Below are 18165 nucleotides of genomic sequence, written 5' to 3' on the forward strand. Positions count from 1 at the left end.
GTCGCTTCTCGGCGTGAATGTCTCGGCTGCGCGCGGCATCGGAGGGACGCGCACCGTATTGATTCGCGCTGCCCGGCGGGGACCATCGGGCGTCGCCAGCGCTCGAGGAGAGCGCGAGGGGTCGCAGCCGATTCCGCTGGGAGCGCGATCGATCTGGCCAGCCGGTTCGCGCTGGAAGCGCTGTTGATAGACAGGAGCAGGTCCGGGGCGCGCGCGGCGCGCGATGGGACATCGGGGGGGCATCGCCCCGGCCGCGCGGCGACGGGTGGTGGGGTACTTTGGCCGAAGGTAGGGTCTTTGGAACCGCCAAGCGCGCCAAAACGCCAAGCACGCCAAAAAAACACAAAGATCTTGGCGCCTTCTGGCGCCTTGGCGGCTCCCTCATTCTCCGGCGATCCCCCGGTGCCCGGCCACGGGGCCCGCGAGGCCCACGGGCTGATCTCTGCGGCCTGGACCATCCCGTCCGGACTAAAATGCGGCGACTTACTAAATTGTGTTGCCATAGTCGACTGACCCAATTACAGAGTTAATCGTGGGAGACCGCGCGTGCATGACGCTCCCGCGTCGCGGGGGTATCAGGGCGACGGCGGGCTCTCATGACCATTGGACCAGTCGCTCGGAGTCCGACCGCGCCTGATCCTGCGGTGCCCGGCCACGGGAACCGCGGAGGCTCACGGCCTGATCTCTGCGGCCTGGACCATCTCGTCCGGACCAAAATGCTCCAAATGCAACTGATTTACGAAATTGTGTTGCCATAGTCGACTGGTCCATGTACAGAGTTGATCGTGGGAGATCGCGCGTCCCTGACTCTCCAGCGTCGCAGGGGTATCAGGGCGTCGGCGGACTCTCATGACCAGTGGACCAGTCGCACTCGGTCCGACCGCGCATGATCCTGCGGTGCCCGGCCATGGGGACCGCGGGGCTCACGGCCTGATCTCTGCGGCCTGGACCATCTTGTCCGGACCAAAATGCGCCGGACCAAGTCGCGCTAACTTACTAAATGGTGTTGTCGTGGTCGACTGATTCATCTATAGATCTAATCGTGGGGGACTGCGCGCGCATGGCGCTCCCGCGTCGCGGGAGCATCAGGGCGACGGTGGGCTCTCATGACCATTGAACCATTGGCGGAGGGTACGATTTATGGACAAACACATTCGAACTGCTCTATCGACCCTGCTCGTGGCTACGTCGCTGGGCGTGGCGGGAACAGCGCATGCCTACGTGACCATCACGGGGGATGTGTCGCCCGGGAACCCGAGCGACCCGTGGGATCTGGGGGCGGGCACCCTCCGCGTGGGCGGCGCGAGCAACCCCTGGGAGCCCACCTTCACTAGCGGGGAGGTGACCGTCGCGAGCGGCGGGCAGCTGTTCAGCGCGGGCGCACTGTTAGGAAATGATCGCAGCGGCACGGTTCAGGTCGTCGGGTACGGCTCGAAGTGGACCAACAGCGGATCCATCCAGCTCTGCGTCAAGGGCTCCAATTGTCAGGGGCTGCTCGTCGTCCGGAACGGCGCCGAGGTGCTCACCGATGATCTTGTGGTGGGTAATCGAAGCTCCGAGAGCTATGGTGGCAACGTGCTCGTCGAAGGGTATGGCGCCACCCTGACGAGCCAGGTGAATACGTACGTCGGCGTCGGAGCGCGCGGTCGGGTTGATATCAAGCAAGGGGCGAGCTTCTTCTCGAACAATGTCTACATCGGCGGCGGCAGCGGCGCGTCGGGCTGCTCGAGCTGCAATGGCCACGTGACCGTGACCGGCTCCGCAACGAGGTGGGTGAGCACGGGAGAATTCATCTTGGGCGTGAACAGTCAGGGCACGCTGGACATCGACCGGGCCGAGGTCTTCACGAACAATGCGAGGATCGGTCGCAGGGAGACCCTGTCGAGAAGCAAGGCCAGCGTGCACGGTTGGGGTGGTACGTGGACCAACCAGGGGCTCTTTCGCGTGGGGACGGTGGAAGGAAGTGGCGAGCTCACCATCGGGGCGTACGGGACCCTCGTGACGGAAGATACCGAGATCTATTCCGAGCTTGGCCACGCCTTCATCAAGGTGAATGACGTCTATGCGTCATGGCTCAACAGCGGCGACGTCACCGTCTTTGCCAGCGGCAATGCGTCTCCGTCGGTGGTGGTCGGCAAGGACGCCTTCGTGAGCATCGACGGCCTCCTCCGGACCGCGCCGAAGGCCGTCGGCCTCTATCCCCACCTGGGGCCCTCCGTGCGCATCGAGGACGGCGACCTCATCGCGGGCGCCATGGAGATCGAGGCGGGAGACTTCGACTTCGCCGGCGGGCGCCTCGAAACCGGCAGCTTCGTGGGAGATCTCGCCAACATGCAGTCCGGCGAGCTCTCGGTCGGAGAGGCTCACCCGGCGACGGACATCGTCGGCAGCTACAGCCAGGGGCCGGGGGCCACCCTGAGGATCGTCGTCGGGGGATCGAGCCCCTCGCCGCTCCTCCAGGTCGACGGGGACCTCCTCGTCGATGGGGGGCTGGAGGTCGTGCCGGCCGACAGCTCCGTGTCGTTTCAGGTCGGGGACACCATCGCCCTGCTGGGCTGGGGCGGTGACCTCGAGGGGACGTTCGCCGCCGTGAACATCGCCGTGCCGCTCGCCTCAGGCCTCGCCTGGGACACCTCGGCGCTCTACACAACCGGCGAGATCACCGTCGTGCCCGCGACCTGAGCACGCCACGCCGGGCCCTCACGCCCTCTCCTCTCCGCGGGCCAGGGCAGCAGCGGCGTTGTCCCAGGCGACGAAGCGATCTCGTCAGCCCCGCCCCACCTCCTCGGGCGGCGCGCTCCCGCGCCGCGCCCGTGTGCTCGTCCCCCCCGGCGCCCGCCCCTACTTCGGTCCCGCCCTGCCGATCGCGATCACGTTCTGCTGCGCCGCCGGCTTGCCGCCCTCGTTCGCGGACACGAACGCGCGCGGGTGCGCCCTGAGGAGCGTCACGGTGAGCGTGATGCCCCAGCCGTCGTTGGTCTTGAGCTCTGCGTGACCGTGGCTGTCCTCGACCGCCACGATCAGCCGGCCGAGCGGCTCCAGACCCGCCGGGGCGGAGCCAGGGGCGGTGAGCACGCGCTGAAGCGCCGACTCGGGCAGCCCCAGGCCGAAGCCGACGTCCAGGATCGACAGCTGCACGCCCTGGGGCGCCTCGCGCACCGACACGACCGGGCCGTGGCCAGGGAGCCCGCGGCCCGCGACGTCGGTCAGGAACGCCTCGAGCACCTGCTCGAGCTCGCCGCGGTGCCCGAGGGCGTGCGTCGCGCCGCGGATGGGCTCGAGCCGCACGGCCCGGCCCGTCGCGCGGGCGGCGCTCGCGACGGCATCGGCCACGACGTCGCCGAGCTGGAAGGCGCAGAGCGGATCGGCGGCGTCGCGCACCGCGAGCGGCCGCACGTTGTCGGACACCGGGGCGGCCTGCTGGACGGGGATGAGCGCGGCGACGTAGCCCGCGATCCACGAGGAGCCGTCGGACTCGCGCCGCAGCGGGCGCACCGAGAGCACGGCCGGCTCGGGCGCGCTGACGCTCAACTCGATGCCGTCGTCGCTCGCCATCACGCTGGAGAGCGACACGGCGGCGTCGCTCGCGGACGTGGCGCCGAGGACGTCGCCCAGCGTGAGCGAGCCCGGCGGGAGCGCCGCGCTCGCGCTCTCCGCTGGCACCGTGACGTCGCGCGCCCGCAGCCACTTCGCGAACTCCGGCGCGACGAAGCGGACGTCGCCGAAGGCGTCCGCGTACAGCAGCCCGACCGGCGCGCTGCGCAGCATCGAGCCGAAGAGCTGGAGGTCGTCGAGCGCGACGCGCGCGCCCTCGACAAGATCGTCCTCCGGCGAGCCGCCGCCGCGCGCCTCGCCCGCGCCGGCCTGCGCCGTGCGCGCGAGGCGCTTCCTGCGCAGGAGCAGCGCGAGCTCGCGGCCGACGTGCTCGGCCCGCTCCGGCTCGCGCGAGAACGTCTGCTCGGCGACCGGGCCGCAGAAGAACACGTACCCCTCGATCTCGCCGAACGCCATGAGCGGGACCACGACCGCCGGCATGTCCTGCTTGGCCAGGAACCGGCGCGAGAGGCGGATCGCCGGCACGCCCTGCTCGCTGCTGTACGGCGGGCGGCGGACGTCGCGGCGGAGCTCGGCGACGAGGCTCTCGCCGCCACCCTGCCTGTCGTTCCAGAACCGGAGGTGCCAGCTCCCCGCGGGCAGCTCCGCGACGAGCACGAGATCGGCCGGGTGCGCCTGCTCCGCGAGGCGCGCCACGCGCGGCCAGAACTCCTCGTCCGGCAGCGTGTGGACCCCCTGCATGCGGAACAGCGCGGCGCGCTGGATGAGCTCCGCGGCGCGATCGACGGAGCGCTGGACGACGAGCCCGCGCACGATCATGACCCCCGTGAACGCGACAGCGAGGCCGAACAGCGCGCTCGGCAGCGCGATGAGGCTCGCCTCGGCCCGCGCGGCGAGCACGCCCTGCCCCGCCGCGAGCGCGAAGACGGTGAGGAACAGCGCGACCGTGGCGACAAGGCTCCCGTAGCGGCGGCGCGCGATCCACACGAGCCCGCCCGCCAGCAGCACGAACAGCGCCGGCACCCACGCCGGCGCCGCCGCGCGCCGGCCGCCGTCGAGCAGCCCGCCGAGCACCGCGGCGATGCCCCTCGCCGGCGGCAGGGCCGACGTCGCGACCGCCTGGGGGGCGACGCCGCCGGCGCCCACCGCGACCACGGCGACGCGGCCCTCGAGCGCGCTCGCGGGGACCTGGCCGTCCGCGAGATCGCGCAGGCTGACCGCCGGGACGCTCTGCGGCGCCTTCTTGAGCACCCAGGGCGCCGCCGAGACGCCGAGCGCGCCGAGCTCCGGCGCGCGCTTCTCCGCCGTCAGCGGGAAGAAGCCGACGACATCGCCGGCGCTCAGGCGGAGCAGCTCGGGCGGCATCCGGACGACCGGCGCGGCGCCCGCGGCGCGCGTGGCGTTTGCGGCGCTCGTGGCGTTCGCGGCGCTCGTGGTGTTCGCGGCGCTCCCGGCGTCGCCGCCGCAGAACGCGTCCGCCGGGGGGATCAGCAGCGCGCCGCGCGCGCGCCCGCGCTCGAGCAGCCCGGGGAGCGAGCGCTCGCAGAGCCCTTCGCGCAGCGACTCGGGCGAGGCCGTGACGAGCAGCACCTGCGCGGACGGCGCGGCGTCGGCGAGCGCGGACGCGGTGAGGCCGCGCGCCACGTAGTCGAGCCGATCGAGCGGCGCCACGGCGGCGATCAGCGCCCCCGCGACGATCGAGAGCACCTCGGGCCTGAGCCACCCGAAGCGCGCCGCATCCGCCTGCGCGCCCATCGGGCGCGGGATGCGAAAGGGCTTGGGGATCCGCGGACGGTAAGTCTTCGCCATAATCGCTGAAGGCCGCGGCCTCGAGGGGGCGCGGGACGCCCCGGGCAGCCTGAGCGTCGCATCGTGGTCGAATCAATACAATTGTCCACCCGGGGCCGCCGCGCCAAAAACATCGGCTGTGCGACGAGAAGGTCGCTCCCCAGGGCCGCAGGCGCAGCCGTCGCGCCCGCCTCTATCGTCCTCCGGCGCGCCGCGATCTCCGACCGGGCCGCGGCGCCGCGGCGAATCTGGTCGCGCCAGGGTGCGACGTGGTGCTCCCAACGCTCCGCCGAGGCGCGTTGTGTTGCGGGCGGCGCACGTGTGATGCGACGTCAGCGCCCTGTGACGATTCGGCTGGATCGGCCTGTCGGAAGGGGTTTGAATCGTTGCTGCGTATGCGCCGTGCTTCACCTGTGCTTCGTGCCGCGCCCATCCTCGGCCTGCTCAGCCTGGTCAGCAGCGTGGCCTTCTCGGCCTCGAGCTGTGGCTGCGAGTCGGATGTGCAGATCGCAGACTCTTCGGGCAGCGGGGGCGCGGGCGGCGGGGGCGCCGGCGGCGCGACCGGGGGCGGCGGCGGCGCGGCCGGGAGCGGCGGCGGTGGCGCGGCCGAGGTCGGCGGCGGCGGGGCCGGCGGCGCCGGTGGGGAGGAGCTGCCGGACGAGCTGCCCGACTTCACCGAGGAGGAGCGTGAGCCCACCGAGGCCACGGACGGCATCCCGAGCCCGCTGCCGGGCGTGTACACCGACAAGGGCGTGGCCGGGGGCGACGAGGTGGTCCGCGCGCTGATGGGCTTCCCCATCCGCAACTCGGGGCTGCTCGAGCAGAGGATCGCGGAGATCTACGACCCGACGGGCCCGCGCTTCCGCCAGTACCTCACCCGGGACGAGTGGATCGCGGCGTACGCGCCCCGGGAGCGCGACGTGCACCTCGTGAAGCTCTGGCTCGAGGAGCAGGGGATGCAGGTGAACTTCACGGCCACGAACCGGCTGCTGATCCAGTTCACCGGCACGGTGAGCCAGTTCAACGAGACCTTCGACACGGAGCTCCGGGTCTTCGAGCGCGAGAACCCTCAGGCGGGGAATCCGCCCTTCGACGTCTACGGCACCCTCGGCCAGCTCACCGTGCCGACGTGGGTGTCGGAACGCACGACCGGCATCCTCACCGCGGATCTCGCGGCGAGCACCAGGCCGCTGCCGGGCGAGGGCGGGGAGATCGCGCCGGATCCGCCGGCCGGCGTCGAGAGGGGGCTGACCCCCGCGCAGATCGCGGGCGCGTACGACGTCGACGACCTCTACGAGCTCGGGTTCACCGGCGAGGGCGTGAAGCTCGGGGTCACGATCGGCGCGGCCTTCAAGTACAAGGATCTGCAGTCGTTCTGGCGGGCGCTCGGCGTGGAGCGGGCGAACCCGGAGGTCGTCCAGACCATGGAGCCGGCCTCGACGCGCTACGTGGAGTCGACGCTCGACGTGGCGTGGTCGGGCGGCCTCGCGCCGGGCGCGGACCTCGTGGTGTACCAGGGCCCCGACGCGCGCAACACGTCGATGGTCTACACGTTCAACGAGGCCGTCGGCCGCGGCGAGGTGTCGGTCATCACGGACTCGTTCGCCCACCGCGAGGACTCCGAGCCGCCGGCCGTGCGCCTCCAGTACCACCGCTCGGCGCAGATGGCCGCGGCGCTCGGGATCACCGTGGTCGCGGCGACCGGCGACTCGGCGCAGACCGACACGCCCTCGGCGAGCCCGTACGTGACCGGGGTCGGCGGGACGTCGCTCTCGCTCGACGCGGACGGCGAGGTCGAGGACGAGCTCGCCTGGTCCGGCTCCGGCTCCGGCCCGACGCTCTCGTTCCCGATCCCCTCCTGGCAGGTCGGGGTCGTCGAGGGGTCCGGCGGCAAGCGGGCGGTCGCGGACGTCGCCATGCACGCCGGGAGCTCGCCGACCCCGTACTGGGTCTACTACCTCGGCGAGTGGCGGCGGTACGGCGGGACGTCGTTCGCCTCGCCCTGCTTCGCGGGGCTCATCGCCGTGGTGAACAGCTACCGCGCCGAGCAGGGCCTGCCGCGCGCCGGGTTCCTCAACTCGATCCTCTACACGACCCCCGCGGTGCAGGCGACGTTCCGCGACGTCGTGCGCGGCGAGACGGAGTTCTTTGCCGCGGGGCCCGGCTGGGACTACCCGACGGGCTGGGGCGCGCCGAGCGCGATCGGCCTGGCCACCACGCTGCCGTAGCGCGCCCGCGCTGGCAACCGCGCCGGGCGGCGGCGCGCGCCGACCCGCCCCGCCGCCGCCGTCCCGCCGCATGCTCGAGAACCTGCCGCTCTTTCCACCGAACGGGCTCGATCGGAGCCTCCACACCGCGGTCCTGATCGGCCTCGTCTTCGGGACGTTCTTCACCGAGACGCTCGGCTGGACGTACGCGGGGCTCGTCGTGCCCGGCTACCTCGCGACGGTGTTCTTCGCGGCCCCGGTCACCGCGGTGTTCATCATCGCGGAGTCGATCGTGACGTACCTGTTCGTCGCGCTGATCGGCCGCTGGATCACCCGGACCGGCGCGTGGTCCACGGCGTTCGGGCGCGAGCGGTTCTACCTGTTCATCGTCGGCGCGGTGATCGTGCGGCTCTTCGTCGAGGGCTTCGTCGTGCCCGAGGTCTCGGCGCGCTACGACTTCGTGCACTCGCGGGAGCTCTACAGCATCGGGCTCGTGCTGGTGCCGCTCATCGCGAACGCCTTCTGGAACAGCGGCTTCCTGCGCGCGGCGCCGCGGCTCGCGGTCGTGACGGCGCTGACGGCGCTCGTGCTCGGCGTGCTGCTCCGGACGACGAACCTCTCGGTCTCCCGCTTCCAGGTGCTCAACGAGAGCCTGTCGCTCGAGTTCCTCGAGCTGCCGAAGGCCCACATCATCCTGGTCATCGGCGCGCTGATGGGCGCGCGCAACAACGTCCGTTACGGGTGGGACTACAACGGCATCCTCGTGCCCGGCCTGCTCGCCGTGGCGTGGTACGAGCCGACGAAGCTGCTCACGACGACGATCGAGGCGCTGGCCGTCTTCTACCTCTCGCGCTGGATCACCTCGGTCCGCCCGTTCTCCCGGATGCTGCTCGTGGGGCCGCGGCGGATGATCTTCGTGTACGTGCTCGGCTTCCTCGTGAAGATGGCGATCGGCTTCGCCATGGTGCGGTACGCGCCGGGGCTGCAGATGGTCGACTACTTCGGCTTCGGTTACCTGCTCCCGAGCCTGCTCGCCGTGAAGATGTGGAACAAGGAGCACGTCGGCATCGTGATCATGCCGACGATCCAGGTGTCGTTCACCGCGTTCCTCGTCGGCAACGGCGTCGGTTACGCGCTCGTGGCGCTCGGCTGGGGAGGCGCGCCGCCGCCGCCCGCGACCGCGGCGAGGCCGGTGCCGCGCATCGAGAGCGCCGCGCTGTCGCTCGTGCTGGCGGACACGGCGCCCCGGCCCGGCCCGCGCCCGAGGGCGGCCGCGATCGCCGCCGACATCGAGTCGCGGCGGATCGCCCACCGGCTCGCGCGCAGCGTGCTGCGCGACGGGCGGCCGGCGGACGAGCTGCTCGGCGCGGCGGAGCGCGCGCGGGTGTCGGTGGCGCGGGAGGGCGACGGCGAGCGGCCGTGGTACGTGCTGAGCCCGCGGTTCGACGATCCGGACGACGCGCCGGGCGTGCCGCGGGCGGCGATCCGCAAGCGCGTCGGCAGGAGCCCGACGTCCGCGCCCGAGTGGCTGGTGCTGGCGGCGCCCACCGAGCTCGGCTCGGCGCTGCCGGCGGTGGCGCTCCGGGTCGCGGGGCTGCTCGACGCGGCGGGGGTCGTGCTCCTGTCGCGCCACGGGGCGATCCGGCGCCACGACGAGGCGTTCGTGGCCGCGATGATCGACGCCATGGAAGACCCCCAGGTGCTCATCGTCGAGCCGGGCGGCGGCGACGGGCCGGAGCTCAGCGTCGTCGGCTCGCCGGCGGGGCTGCCCGTTGTGTCGATCGGCCTGGGGCTCGGCGCCGAGACGGCGATGACGTTCCGCCAGGCGGCGGAGCCGTCGACGCCCCTCGGCGACGCGCCGCGCCTGCACGTGCCGCGCGAGGTCGCCGAGGCGGTCGGCGCGCGTTCGCTCGGCGCGCCGGAGGCCGTGCGCTGGACCGGGACGCTGGAGGAGGAGCTCGCGAAGCGGATGGTGTCCTTGACCGAGGTCCAGCCGGGCCGCTTCCGTCCGCCGTCGCTCGAGGAGCTCAGGCTGTTCGACGCCGTGGTGGCGCCGCGGTTGATCGCGGCGGCGACGCGCCCCGGCGGCGCGTCCGGCGCGGCGCCGCCGACCGCGTGGGAGCGGGCGATCCTCGGGCGCCTCGGCTTCCGCGAGGTGCGCATCGGCGGCACCGCCGAGGCGCCGGCGGCGTGGGGCATCGCGGAGCCCGGGCCGGACGAGGGCGGCCCGGAGCGGCGCGGGAACCCGGCGTGGCTCGTGCTGACGCATCAGTCCACGCTGCCGCCCACGCTGCCGCGTGCTGCGTCGAGCGGCGACATCTTGCCCACGGCGCCCTCGACGGAGGCGGTCAGGTCGCCGCTGACGGGCGCGATGCTCGTCGAGGTGCCCGCGCCGCGGTGGCAGATCGGGGCGTTCGGCGCGGGGCTCGCGCTCGCCGACGCGCTCTCGGCGCAGTCGCTGCTGCTCTCCGGAGCGGTGCCAACGGCGGAGCCGAGCGGGGCCGCCGACGTGCGGCGCGCCGAGGGGCTGCGCAGCTACTTCCAGCGGGCGCACGAGGTCTGGGTCGGGGACGGCGGCAATGCGCTGTCGGTGCAGGCGATCGAGGCGGATCGGACCTACGAGCGGGACGCGGTGATCTCGTTCGGGTACGAGGTGTTGCGGCCGGGGCACGTGCCGACGTTCGCGGGGCCGCTGCTGGAGACGCTGCGCGATCTCGAGCTGCGCGTGGGGATCTTCGACGGCACACGCGAGCAGGTGCCGTTCAGCGGCGCGACGGACATGGCGATGGCCTATGCGAAGCGGTTCGCCGAGGGGCGGTTCGCGATCGTGTACCTGGGCAGCGCGATCCGGCGCTTCTTCGAGCTCCGGCGCTTCGTGGAGCCGGGGCAGGGGGAGACGCGCCTCGAGGCGCGGCTCGCGCGGCTCGGCGTGACGCCCGAGCCGGCCGACGTGGCGGCGCGCGCCCAGGCGCTCGCGTCGTGCGCGGGGACCGCCGGCGCAGGCGCGAGCGGGGACGAGCTCTGCCCGACCCGGGGCGTGACCGCAGAGTGCGATCTCTCCGCAGCGATAGAGCCCTTCCGGCGCTACACGACCGAGCGGAACCCGTATTACCTGAGGGCGCACTTCTCGACGCAGACGGCGGGGCCGGGGGGCGCTCCGGCGCCGGCGGGCGCGCCGCGGGCGGGCGTGGCGGACGCGCCGCGGGCAGGGGCGGACGCGTCGCGGGCAGCGGTGGCGGTGGCGCCTCGGGCAGGGGTGGCGGCCGCGGCGCGCGCCGCGGCGGCGGCCGCGCTGCGCGGGAGCGCGCCGGCCGCGCCGCGGGGCGAGGCGCAATGCCATGTGGAGATCGGGCGCGACGTGATCACGGGGCGCCCGTGGGTGATCGCGGCGCGGCCGGGGGAGGCGCAGCTGCTGCCGATCGACGGCGCGCTCGTCGCGGTGCCGGGTGCGGCCGTGCCCGGCGGTTCGCGGCTGCGGCGCGCGGTCACCGTCGGCACGAGCGCGCTCCGGGTCGAGGCGGCCGGGCCCGGGGCGGCGCCGCAGAGGGCGACCCCGTGACCGCCCCGGCGAAGCGCCGCGAGCCGGCGGGCCACGGGGCGCCCGCGCCGCCGCGCTCCCACGCGGCGCGGCCGGCGTCCCGGGCGCGCATGGCAACGGCGGGGTTCCGCGCCCGCGACGGCGCGCCGCGCAGGGCGCTGAACCCGCGGTGGCTCATCGCGATGGCGCTGCTCGGGGTGACGGCGTTCGCGCTCTCGCAGCTGTCGAGCGCGCCGCCGCTGGGCAGCTCGCTGCCGGCCGAGGACGAGATCCTCGCCTACCACATCGAGCCGGAGCGGGACCTCGTGATCAAGGTCCCGGCCGAGATCGACGCGGTGGAGGTGACGACCTGGGGGAGCGTGAGGGCCGACGCCTGCGACTCGGCGCGGCGCTACCCGTACGGGTTCATCGCGGCGTTCGTGAACGAGCGCGGGGAGGAGGTCGCGCGGCACGCGATCGATCTGGAGAGCCGGGTCAGCTGCGATCCGGATCGGCCGCTCGGCGAGGGCGAGTACGCGGCGCGGCTCGCGAGCGGCGGGGGCGCGGTGACCGATCCGCGCTCGACGCTGCTCATCACGCACGACGTGCTCCCGCAGGGCGGGCAGGTGCGGCTCCGGGCGAAGCCTGCGGTGGGGAGCGACGGCGCGCGCGTGCCGAGCGAGCTGACGATCCTGTCGCGGCTGGAGGGGCGCTACCAGCGCAGCGAGGCGTCGCGCGCGGTCTACGAGCAGAGCCTCGACGCGGAGGAGCGGCGGCAGCTCGGGCTCCGGGCGTCGGCGCTCGGCTTCGCCGATCTGCCGGAGCCGGCGCGGAAGGCGCTGCTCCGGGGCTGGGCGCGGCGGCTCGAGGCGGGGGGCCGCGAGGGGATCGACTACGAGATGTCGCGGCTGCTCTTGCGGCGGTTCCGGATGCCGTACCCGCGCGCCGAGGGGCGCGGCGCGTCCGAGTTCGTGATCGGCGAGCGCCGCGCGGCCGCGCTGAACTTCCGCGGCCCGCTGTCGCTCGACATCGAGGGCCCGCCGGGCCGCACGGTGCGGGTCGGCGACGGCGCGAGCGGGTCCACGAGCGTCGCGCTCGGCCCGCTCGGGCGGGCCACGGTGCGGCTCGTGCGGGAGGACATCCGGACGGTGGTGATCGACGGCGTCGGCCCGGATTTCGGCGTGCGGTTCAGCGCGTCGGAGGCGCAGGCGATGCAGCAGATCGGCGAGATCGTCCACCCGGCGATGCCCTTGCCCGCGGGCGAGGGGGGCCCCGGCGCTGCGCCGGGGGCGCTCCCGCCGGGGGCCGCCGAGGAGCCGCCCGCTCCGTCCGCGCCCGCGGCGGCGCCGGCAGCGGCTCCTACGCGGCTGCAGACGCCGCCGGACGTGCGGATCGTGCGTTACCTGGCGCTGGATCCGAGCGACCCGGTCATCGCGCGCATGGCGCCCGGGCAAGAGCTCCTCGGGCTGCTGTTCCGGACGCAGATCGACGCGAGCGGGGGCGCGAACCAGGGCGAAGCGACGGTGGTGGCGCGGTGGGGCCCTGGGCCGTCCGAGCGGGCGGAGCTCAAGGTGACGCTCCCGCGATCGCGGTTCGAGTGGTGGAACGAGGGGTTCGACGCGTCCGAGCCGCGGCTCGCGATCCTCCGGCCGCCGGCGGGGGTGGAGCGGATCGAGATCACGGGCGACGCGAGGACGCGCCTGCGGCTGCGCGCGATCGAGCCGGGCGTGAACGAGACGCTGTACCGGCTGCCGTACCGGGTCACGCTGGCCGAGGACGAGACGTGGCGCTACGCGCCGTTCGACGTGAGCACGTGGACGGACGTCCGCGCGCTCAACCTCGACGATCTGGAGCGGAAGGAGCGCTTCTCGGATCTGCGCGAGCAGGTGCGGATCGAGCGGGCGGGGGAGGGCGCGAGGTCGGACGCGGATCGGCCGGAGCGGGTGCTCGTCCCGGAGCACGCGCCGGTGCGCCGGCGGCTGCTGATGCCGGCGTGGCAGTCGGCGGGGGAGCCGTCGCCGGGCGACGCGTGGACGCCGCTGCTCGTGGCGAAGGACGTGCGGGTGGACGGGGCGGGGGCGCGGGCCGGGCGGCTGTCGGTGATCTACCGGGCCGCGCGCGCGTCGCTCGGCAAGGAGGTGGCGGTGCGCGTGGACGGCGAGGTGGCGCTGAAGGAGCCGATCGTGGCGCTGTCCGGGTCGCTGCGGGTGACGGCGCCGGCGGGCGCGCGCCGGGTCGAGGTCGAGGGGCTGGGCGAGGCGGGGGTGGCGTACACGGACGCGCCGCCGGCGAACGGCGGGGCGATCGTGCGCCGGCGCGACGTGTTCGAGCTGACGCGCGCCCGGCCGATGACGTACGAGTTCAAGCAGGAGGCGGGCGAGACGCTGCACCTGGTGCTGTTCGTGGTGACGCCCGGGGAGAACGCGGACTACCGGATCCGGTACCGGCTCGAGGGGGCGAAGCCGGCGTCGCGGGAGGCGGCGTTCTTCCGGCGCGTGACGATCCCGGAGGGCGTGCTGGCGGGCCGCGGCGGCGACCTGACGCGCGCGACGCTGTGGGAGGCGGCGACGGAGAAGCGCGGGACGGATGGCGTGGGGCGCGGGGTGATCCGCCTGGGGGACGACCTGGCGCCGGGGGAGCGGGTGGTGAGGCTGTCGCTGCTGGGGCCGCAGCCGGGCGATACGGGGGAGCCGGCGAAGGCGGTCTGGGTGGGGGCGGTGCTGGTCGGGCAGAAGGCGCCGGGGCGGGACGACGGGCCGAGGCTGTGGGTGGAGGACGATCCGTGAGGAGGAGCGTAGGGGGCGTCCGCGCGCGGGATGCGCCTGGTCTGTAGGCTTTGAGTAGCCCGAAGCGAGGAGCCGAGGGCAACGCGAGCGAGGGGCCGGTATGACCGTCGACGACGTCTACGAACAGCATGTGCGCGGGCTGCCGCTTGCCGACCGGCTTCGGCTGGCCGAGCGCATCGTGGCTCAGGCGGCGGCAGAGGCGCAGGGGAGTAGCCGCGTAGCCGGTGTGAGCGCGGGAGGCGAGGCGCTCGGTACGCTCGGTGGCAGGCTGCGCGCCATCCGAGCGCGGATCGAGCGCTCGGGCGAGCCGCTGCTCGATGAGGTCGGCGTGCGCCAGGAGCTGGCCGAGCACCGGGGCGGCGCCGCGGCGCTGGACCTGGAACTGGACCTGGAAGGCGATGAGGACGATGCGCACCTTCGTTGATGCGGGCGTCTTGATCGTTGCGGCTCGTGGTGCTGGCGAGCACGCGGAGCGTGCCCTCTCGATCCTCGATGATGCAGGGAGGGAATTCGTCTCCAGTCCGCTATTGAAGCTGGAGGTGCTGCCGAAGCCTCTCTACTTCCGCCGTAAGGAAGAGGTCGAATTCTACGAGACATTCTTCTCCGCGGTCTGCGCCTGGGCGCTGCTCTCCGTCGAGCTCTCGGAGCAGGCGTTCGCTCTGGTCTCGCGGCACGGTCTGGCCGGGATGGATGCGTTGCACGTCGCGGCAGCGCTCACGCTGGGCGCGGAAGAGATGGTCACAACCGAGCGCAGAACCAGCCCGCTATTCCGCGTGCCTGGTTTGGCCATTACCAGCATTTTCGGTGCGCCAGGCGAAGCCTGGGCGAGGAGGAAGCGATGACGTAGCGAACCAGAGCGGAAACCTCGCGGTGGAACCCAGCGGGTTCGAACCCCGCCCGGCCAAGGTGGGCCACCAGCCGGAAGTGAGTCTTGCGTGGTGCACGGGCGACCGTGGCTGCGAAGCGTAGACAGCGAGCGTGCAGGCCGTGCGATTGAGCCTCGAAATTATGGTTGTTGCGGGAGCCGACGCGGTTGAAAACGTGGAAGGCAACATCGCTGCGCCCAAGGATGGGCACTGCCCTGATGGTCCGGTGCAGCGGTCCCGCCGAGGTCGGAGAGCAGGGCATGCACGGGAGGGTTCCCCAGGAACCTGGGAGATCCCGACACCTCCACGGTACGTGGAACCGCCGAGCAGAGCGCAAGCGAGCGGAGCGGGGGCGTCGGGAAGTCGGAGTGCCGCAGTACGAGCAGTGACGCGGGGGAACCGGCCCGAGGGACCCCGCCGAGCAAAGGGCGGCACCAGGTCACGGACCCGTTCGAGGGAAAGATGACGAAGACACCGAGCTCCGCCACCATCTCCACGAAACTCGAACGGATAGCATCGCGGGCGCGGGAGGCGCCCGGCATGGCGTTCACAACACTCGCCCATCACGTCGATCTCGCCTGGCTTCAGGAGGCGTACCGGCGCACGCGCAAGGACGGCGCGACGGGCGTGGACCGGCAGACCGCGAAGCAGTACGCGGCGAACCTGGAGGACAACCTCCGGTCGCTGCTTGATCGCGCGAAGTCGGGCACGTACCGCGCGCCGCCCGTGCGGCGGGTCCACATCCCGAAGGGGAGCGATGGGACGGAGACCCGGCCCATCGGCATTCCAACCTTCGAGGATAAGGTCCTGCAACGCGCGGTGGCGATGATGCTGGAGGCTGTCTACGAGCAAGACTTCATCGACGGCTCGTACGGCTTCCGGCCTGGTCGCTCCGCGCATCAAGCGCTGCAAGCTCTCTGGCTCCAGACGACGCGGCTTGCGGGCGGGTGGATCCTCGACGTCGACGTGCGCAAGTTCTTCGACACGCTGGATCACAGACGCCTCCGGGAGATCCTGCGCCGCAGGGTGCTCGACGGGGTGCTGCTGCGCCTCGTTGACAAGTGGCTCGCTGCGGGTGTGTTCGAGGCCGGGGGCATCATGTACCCGGACGCGGGCAGCCCGCAGGGCGGGGTAGTGTCGCCGATCTTGGCGAACATCTACCTGCACGAAGTGCTCGACGTGTGGTTTGACCGAGAGGTCAAGCCGCGTCTGTCGGGTCGAGCGCACGTCGTCCGTTACGCGGACGACGCTGTGCTCCTCTTCGAGCACGAGCAGGACGCGCGCCGGGTGATGGCCGTGCTGCCGAAGCGATTCGGCAAGTACGGCCTGACGCTGCATCCGGAGAAGACGCGGCTGGTCGAGTTCCGGCGGCCTGATCGACGCGCGCCGCTCGTGAGCGGTGGCGCACCGCTCCGGCCAGGGACCTTCGATCTGCTCGGCTTCACCCACTACTGGGGCAAGTCACGCGCCGGGAAGTGGATCGTACGTCGATCGACCGCCAAGGACCGCTTTCGACGAGCGCTCCGACGGGTTGCCGACTGGTGCCGCAAGCACCGGCACGATGACCTACGAGCGCAACAGCAAGCCCTCGTGCAGAAGCTCATGGGGCACTACGGGTACTTCGGGATCACCGGGAACGTGGAGGCCCTTCGACGCTTTCTGCACGAGGTCACCCGCGCGTGGCGCAAGTGGCTTGATCGCCGCTCGCAACGCGCCCGCGTGAACTGGGACCGGATGCACGCGCTGCTGGAGCGGTACCCGCTCCAGCAGCCGCGTATTGCGCGCCCATACACGCCGCGAGCAGCGAATCCATGATCTGAAGAGCCGGATGCGGGAATTCTGCACGTCCGGATCCGTGGGGGGCCGGGGAGGGCGTCCTTCAGGGCGCTCTCCTCGGCCTACCCGACCAGATCAATCCTGATCGTCGCAGCGCGTGCCGCCCTGCATACGCTGGATTGTCATCGAGAGAGCTCGCCTGACAACGCCGCGGGAGGCCCTCCGGCCCCGTAATCCCTGCCGGTGTGCAGCCAAATGGGCCACCTGAAAGCGTTTATCGCCGGCAAGGATGAACTGGCACGGTGCCTCTTCGCACGCGCCTGCGTTGTCGCCATGGCCGCAGCTGCCGCGGTCCGTCGCGTCCCGGTGTACACGCACCGCGCGCCGCATAGCTGCGTGGGAGCTACGTCGAGCGGTGCGGATGGCATCGGAAGGGGCTCTCCTCGTCAAGCCGAACCACGCGCTCGCTCATTGACGGGTTGGTCGTGTCGCCCTTTTTGTTGTAGGGTCTCCCCGCGCGCCCCAGCGGCGCGCTGCAGCGGAACGAGCACACATGGCGGAAACGACGACGAGCCCGCTCGGGAAATGCCTTGTTGCGGTGCCCATCCTTCGCCTCGCCGACACCCGTCGTGGTGCTGGCCGCGCGCGAGGCGCGCGCGCCTTCGCCGGCCTCGCGTCCGCTGTCGCGGTCGCGCTCGGCGGCGCGGCGGCGCACGCGCAGGAGCCCGGGCGCGACCCGGTGGCCGCGGAGGCGCTCTTCAAGGCCGGGCGCGCGCTCGTCGACAAGGGGGACGACGCGGCGGGGTGCCCGAAGTTCGAGGCGAGCCTCGCGCTCAACCCCTCGGCGAGCACCCAGATCAACATCGCGCGTTGCCGCGAGCGCGAGGGCAAGCTCGCGACGGCGTGGTACGATTATCATCGGGCCCTCGTCCTGAACCGCGAGACGGCCGGGGAGCAGCGGCGACGAAGCCTGGAGGAGGTCGCGAACAAGGGGATCGCGGCCCTCGAGCCTCGCGTACCGAAGCTCGTGATCGTGGTCAAGGGCGCGCCTGCCGGCATGGAGGTGCTGCGCGACGGCACGGCGCTCCCGGCGGCCGCGCTCGGAGAGCCCCTGCCGGTCGATCCTGGCCCGCACGAGATCCGCGCGACCGCCCCCGGGCACGAGACAGAGACCCGCTCGATCATGCTCGCGGAGGGCGAGACGACGACGGTCGAGCTCACGCTGCGACCCGCGGCCACGGCCACGGCCGCGGCCAACGCCGCGAAGCCGCCCACCAAGGCGAACGAGGCGCGAGGCGGGGGCGCCCCGACCTGGGCCTGGATCTCCGGAGCCGCGGGGATCGCCCTCGCCGGCGCGTCGGTCGGGTTCCTGATCGATGACCTCTCCGCGATCAGCGCATTGCGCGAGAGCTGCCGCGATGTCGCCGGCGGGACGTACTGCGATCCCGGCTATGATTTCGCGTCCGACAACGCGCGCAAGAACCGCGATTTCGGCCTCTTCGTCGGCCTCGGCGCCGCGGGGCTCGTGGCGATGGGGGTGGCGGCCTATGGGATCGTCCGGTCGGGCGGCGAAGAGGCGCCGGCGGCCGTCGCGCTCCCGTGGATCGCGCCGTCCGGCGCTGGCGCCAGCATCTCCGGGAGCTTCTGATGCGAACGGGCGAGGCAAGACG

The 18165-nt window shown here is 72.6% G+C and carries 9 protein-coding genes; 8 read left to right on the top strand and 1 reads right to left on the bottom strand.

Going from position 1 to position 18165, the window contains the following annotated elements; translation table 11 throughout:
- The first annotated feature begins 1179 nt into the window (after positions 1–1179).
- Complete coding sequence (locus tag WMF19_RS37505; protein ID WP_437894748.1) at positions 1180–2682, top strand: hypothetical protein; 1503 nt, start codon at positions 1180–1182, stop codon at positions 2680–2682.
- 159 nt (positions 2683–2841) lie between these two features.
- Here WMF19_RS37505 and WMF19_RS37510 read toward each other — a convergent pair whose 3' ends face one another.
- Entirely contained in the window at positions 2842–5364 is a 2523-nt protein-coding gene (locus WMF19_RS37510) for a hypothetical protein (RefSeq protein ID WP_437894749.1), read from the bottom strand.
- 374 nt (positions 5365–5738) lie between these two features.
- Between WMF19_RS37510 and WMF19_RS37515 the strand changes: the two genes are divergently transcribed.
- From WMF19_RS37515 to WMF19_RS37545, 7 genes are all read left to right on the top strand, one after another.
- Complete coding sequence (locus tag WMF19_RS37515; protein ID WP_437894750.1) at positions 5739–7571, top strand: S53 family peptidase; 1833 nt, start codon at positions 5739–5741, stop codon at positions 7569–7571.
- Positions 7572–7641: 70 nt separating this feature from the next.
- The gene (locus tag WMF19_RS37520) at positions 7642–11109 is read left to right on the top strand and encodes a poly-gamma-glutamate biosynthesis protein PgsC/CapC (protein WP_437894751.1); all 3468 of its coding nucleotides are present in this window, start codon (positions 7642–7644) and stop codon (positions 11107–11109) included.
- Positions 11106–13853, top strand: coding sequence for a hypothetical protein (locus WMF19_RS37525; RefSeq protein WP_437894752.1), 2748 nt, complete (start codon positions 11106–11108; stop codon positions 13851–13853). The genes WMF19_RS37520 and WMF19_RS37525 overlap by 4 nt, the downstream gene beginning before the upstream one ends.
- 100 nt (positions 13854–13953) lie before the next feature.
- Positions 13954–14277, top strand: coding sequence for a hypothetical protein (locus WMF19_RS37530; RefSeq protein WP_437894753.1), 324 nt, complete (start codon positions 13954–13956; stop codon positions 14275–14277).
- The gene (locus WMF19_RS37535; RefSeq protein WP_437894754.1) at positions 14261–14695 is read left to right on the top strand and encodes a type II toxin-antitoxin system VapC family toxin; all 435 of its coding nucleotides are present in this window, start codon (positions 14261–14263) and stop codon (positions 14693–14695) included. The genes WMF19_RS37530 and WMF19_RS37535 overlap by 17 nt, the downstream gene beginning before the upstream one ends.
- A 564-nt stretch (positions 14696–15259) precedes the next feature.
- On the top strand, positions 15260–16534 hold the full coding sequence (ltrA, locus tag WMF19_RS37540) for a group II intron reverse transcriptase/maturase (RefSeq protein ID WP_437894755.1): 1275 nt from the start codon (positions 15260–15262) through the stop codon (positions 16532–16534).
- 514 nt (positions 16535–17048) lie between these two features.
- The gene (locus WMF19_RS37545) at positions 17049–18143 is read left to right on the top strand and encodes a PEGA domain-containing protein (RefSeq protein ID WP_437894756.1); all 1095 of its coding nucleotides are present in this window, start codon (positions 17049–17051) and stop codon (positions 18141–18143) included.
- Positions 18144–18165: the final 22 nt, after the last annotated feature.

This window comes from Sorangium sp. So ce124, assembly GCF_051525235.1.
Lineage (GTDB): Bacteria > Myxococcota_A > Polyangia > Polyangiales > Polyangiaceae > Sorangium > Sorangium atrum.

Bases quoted from the DNA above. Each gene is read 5' to 3' on its own strand.
- WMF19_RS37510 (WP_437894749.1), bottom strand. From the start codon at position 5,364: ATGGCGAAGACTTACCGTCCGCGGATCCCCAAGCCCTTTCGCATCCCG.
- WMF19_RS37515 (WP_437894750.1), top strand. From the start codon at position 5,739: ATGCGCCGTGCTTCACCTGTGCTTCGTGCCGCGCCCATCCTCGGCCTG.
- WMF19_RS37520 (WP_437894751.1), top strand. From the start codon at position 7,642: ATGCTCGAGAACCTGCCGCTCTTTCCACCGAACGGGCTCGATCGGAGC.
- WMF19_RS37530 (WP_437894753.1), top strand. From the start codon at position 13,954: ATGACCGTCGACGACGTCTACGAACAGCATGTGCGCGGGCTGCCGCTT.
- WMF19_RS37535 (WP_437894754.1), top strand. From the start codon at position 14,261: ATGCGCACCTTCGTTGATGCGGGCGTCTTGATCGTTGCGGCTCGTGGT.
- ltrA (WP_437894755.1), top strand. From the start codon at position 15,260: ATGGCGTTCACAACACTCGCCCATCACGTCGATCTCGCCTGGCTTCAG.
- WMF19_RS37545 (WP_437894756.1), top strand. From the start codon at position 17,049: ATGGCGGAAACGACGACGAGCCCGCTCGGGAAATGCCTTGTTGCGGTG.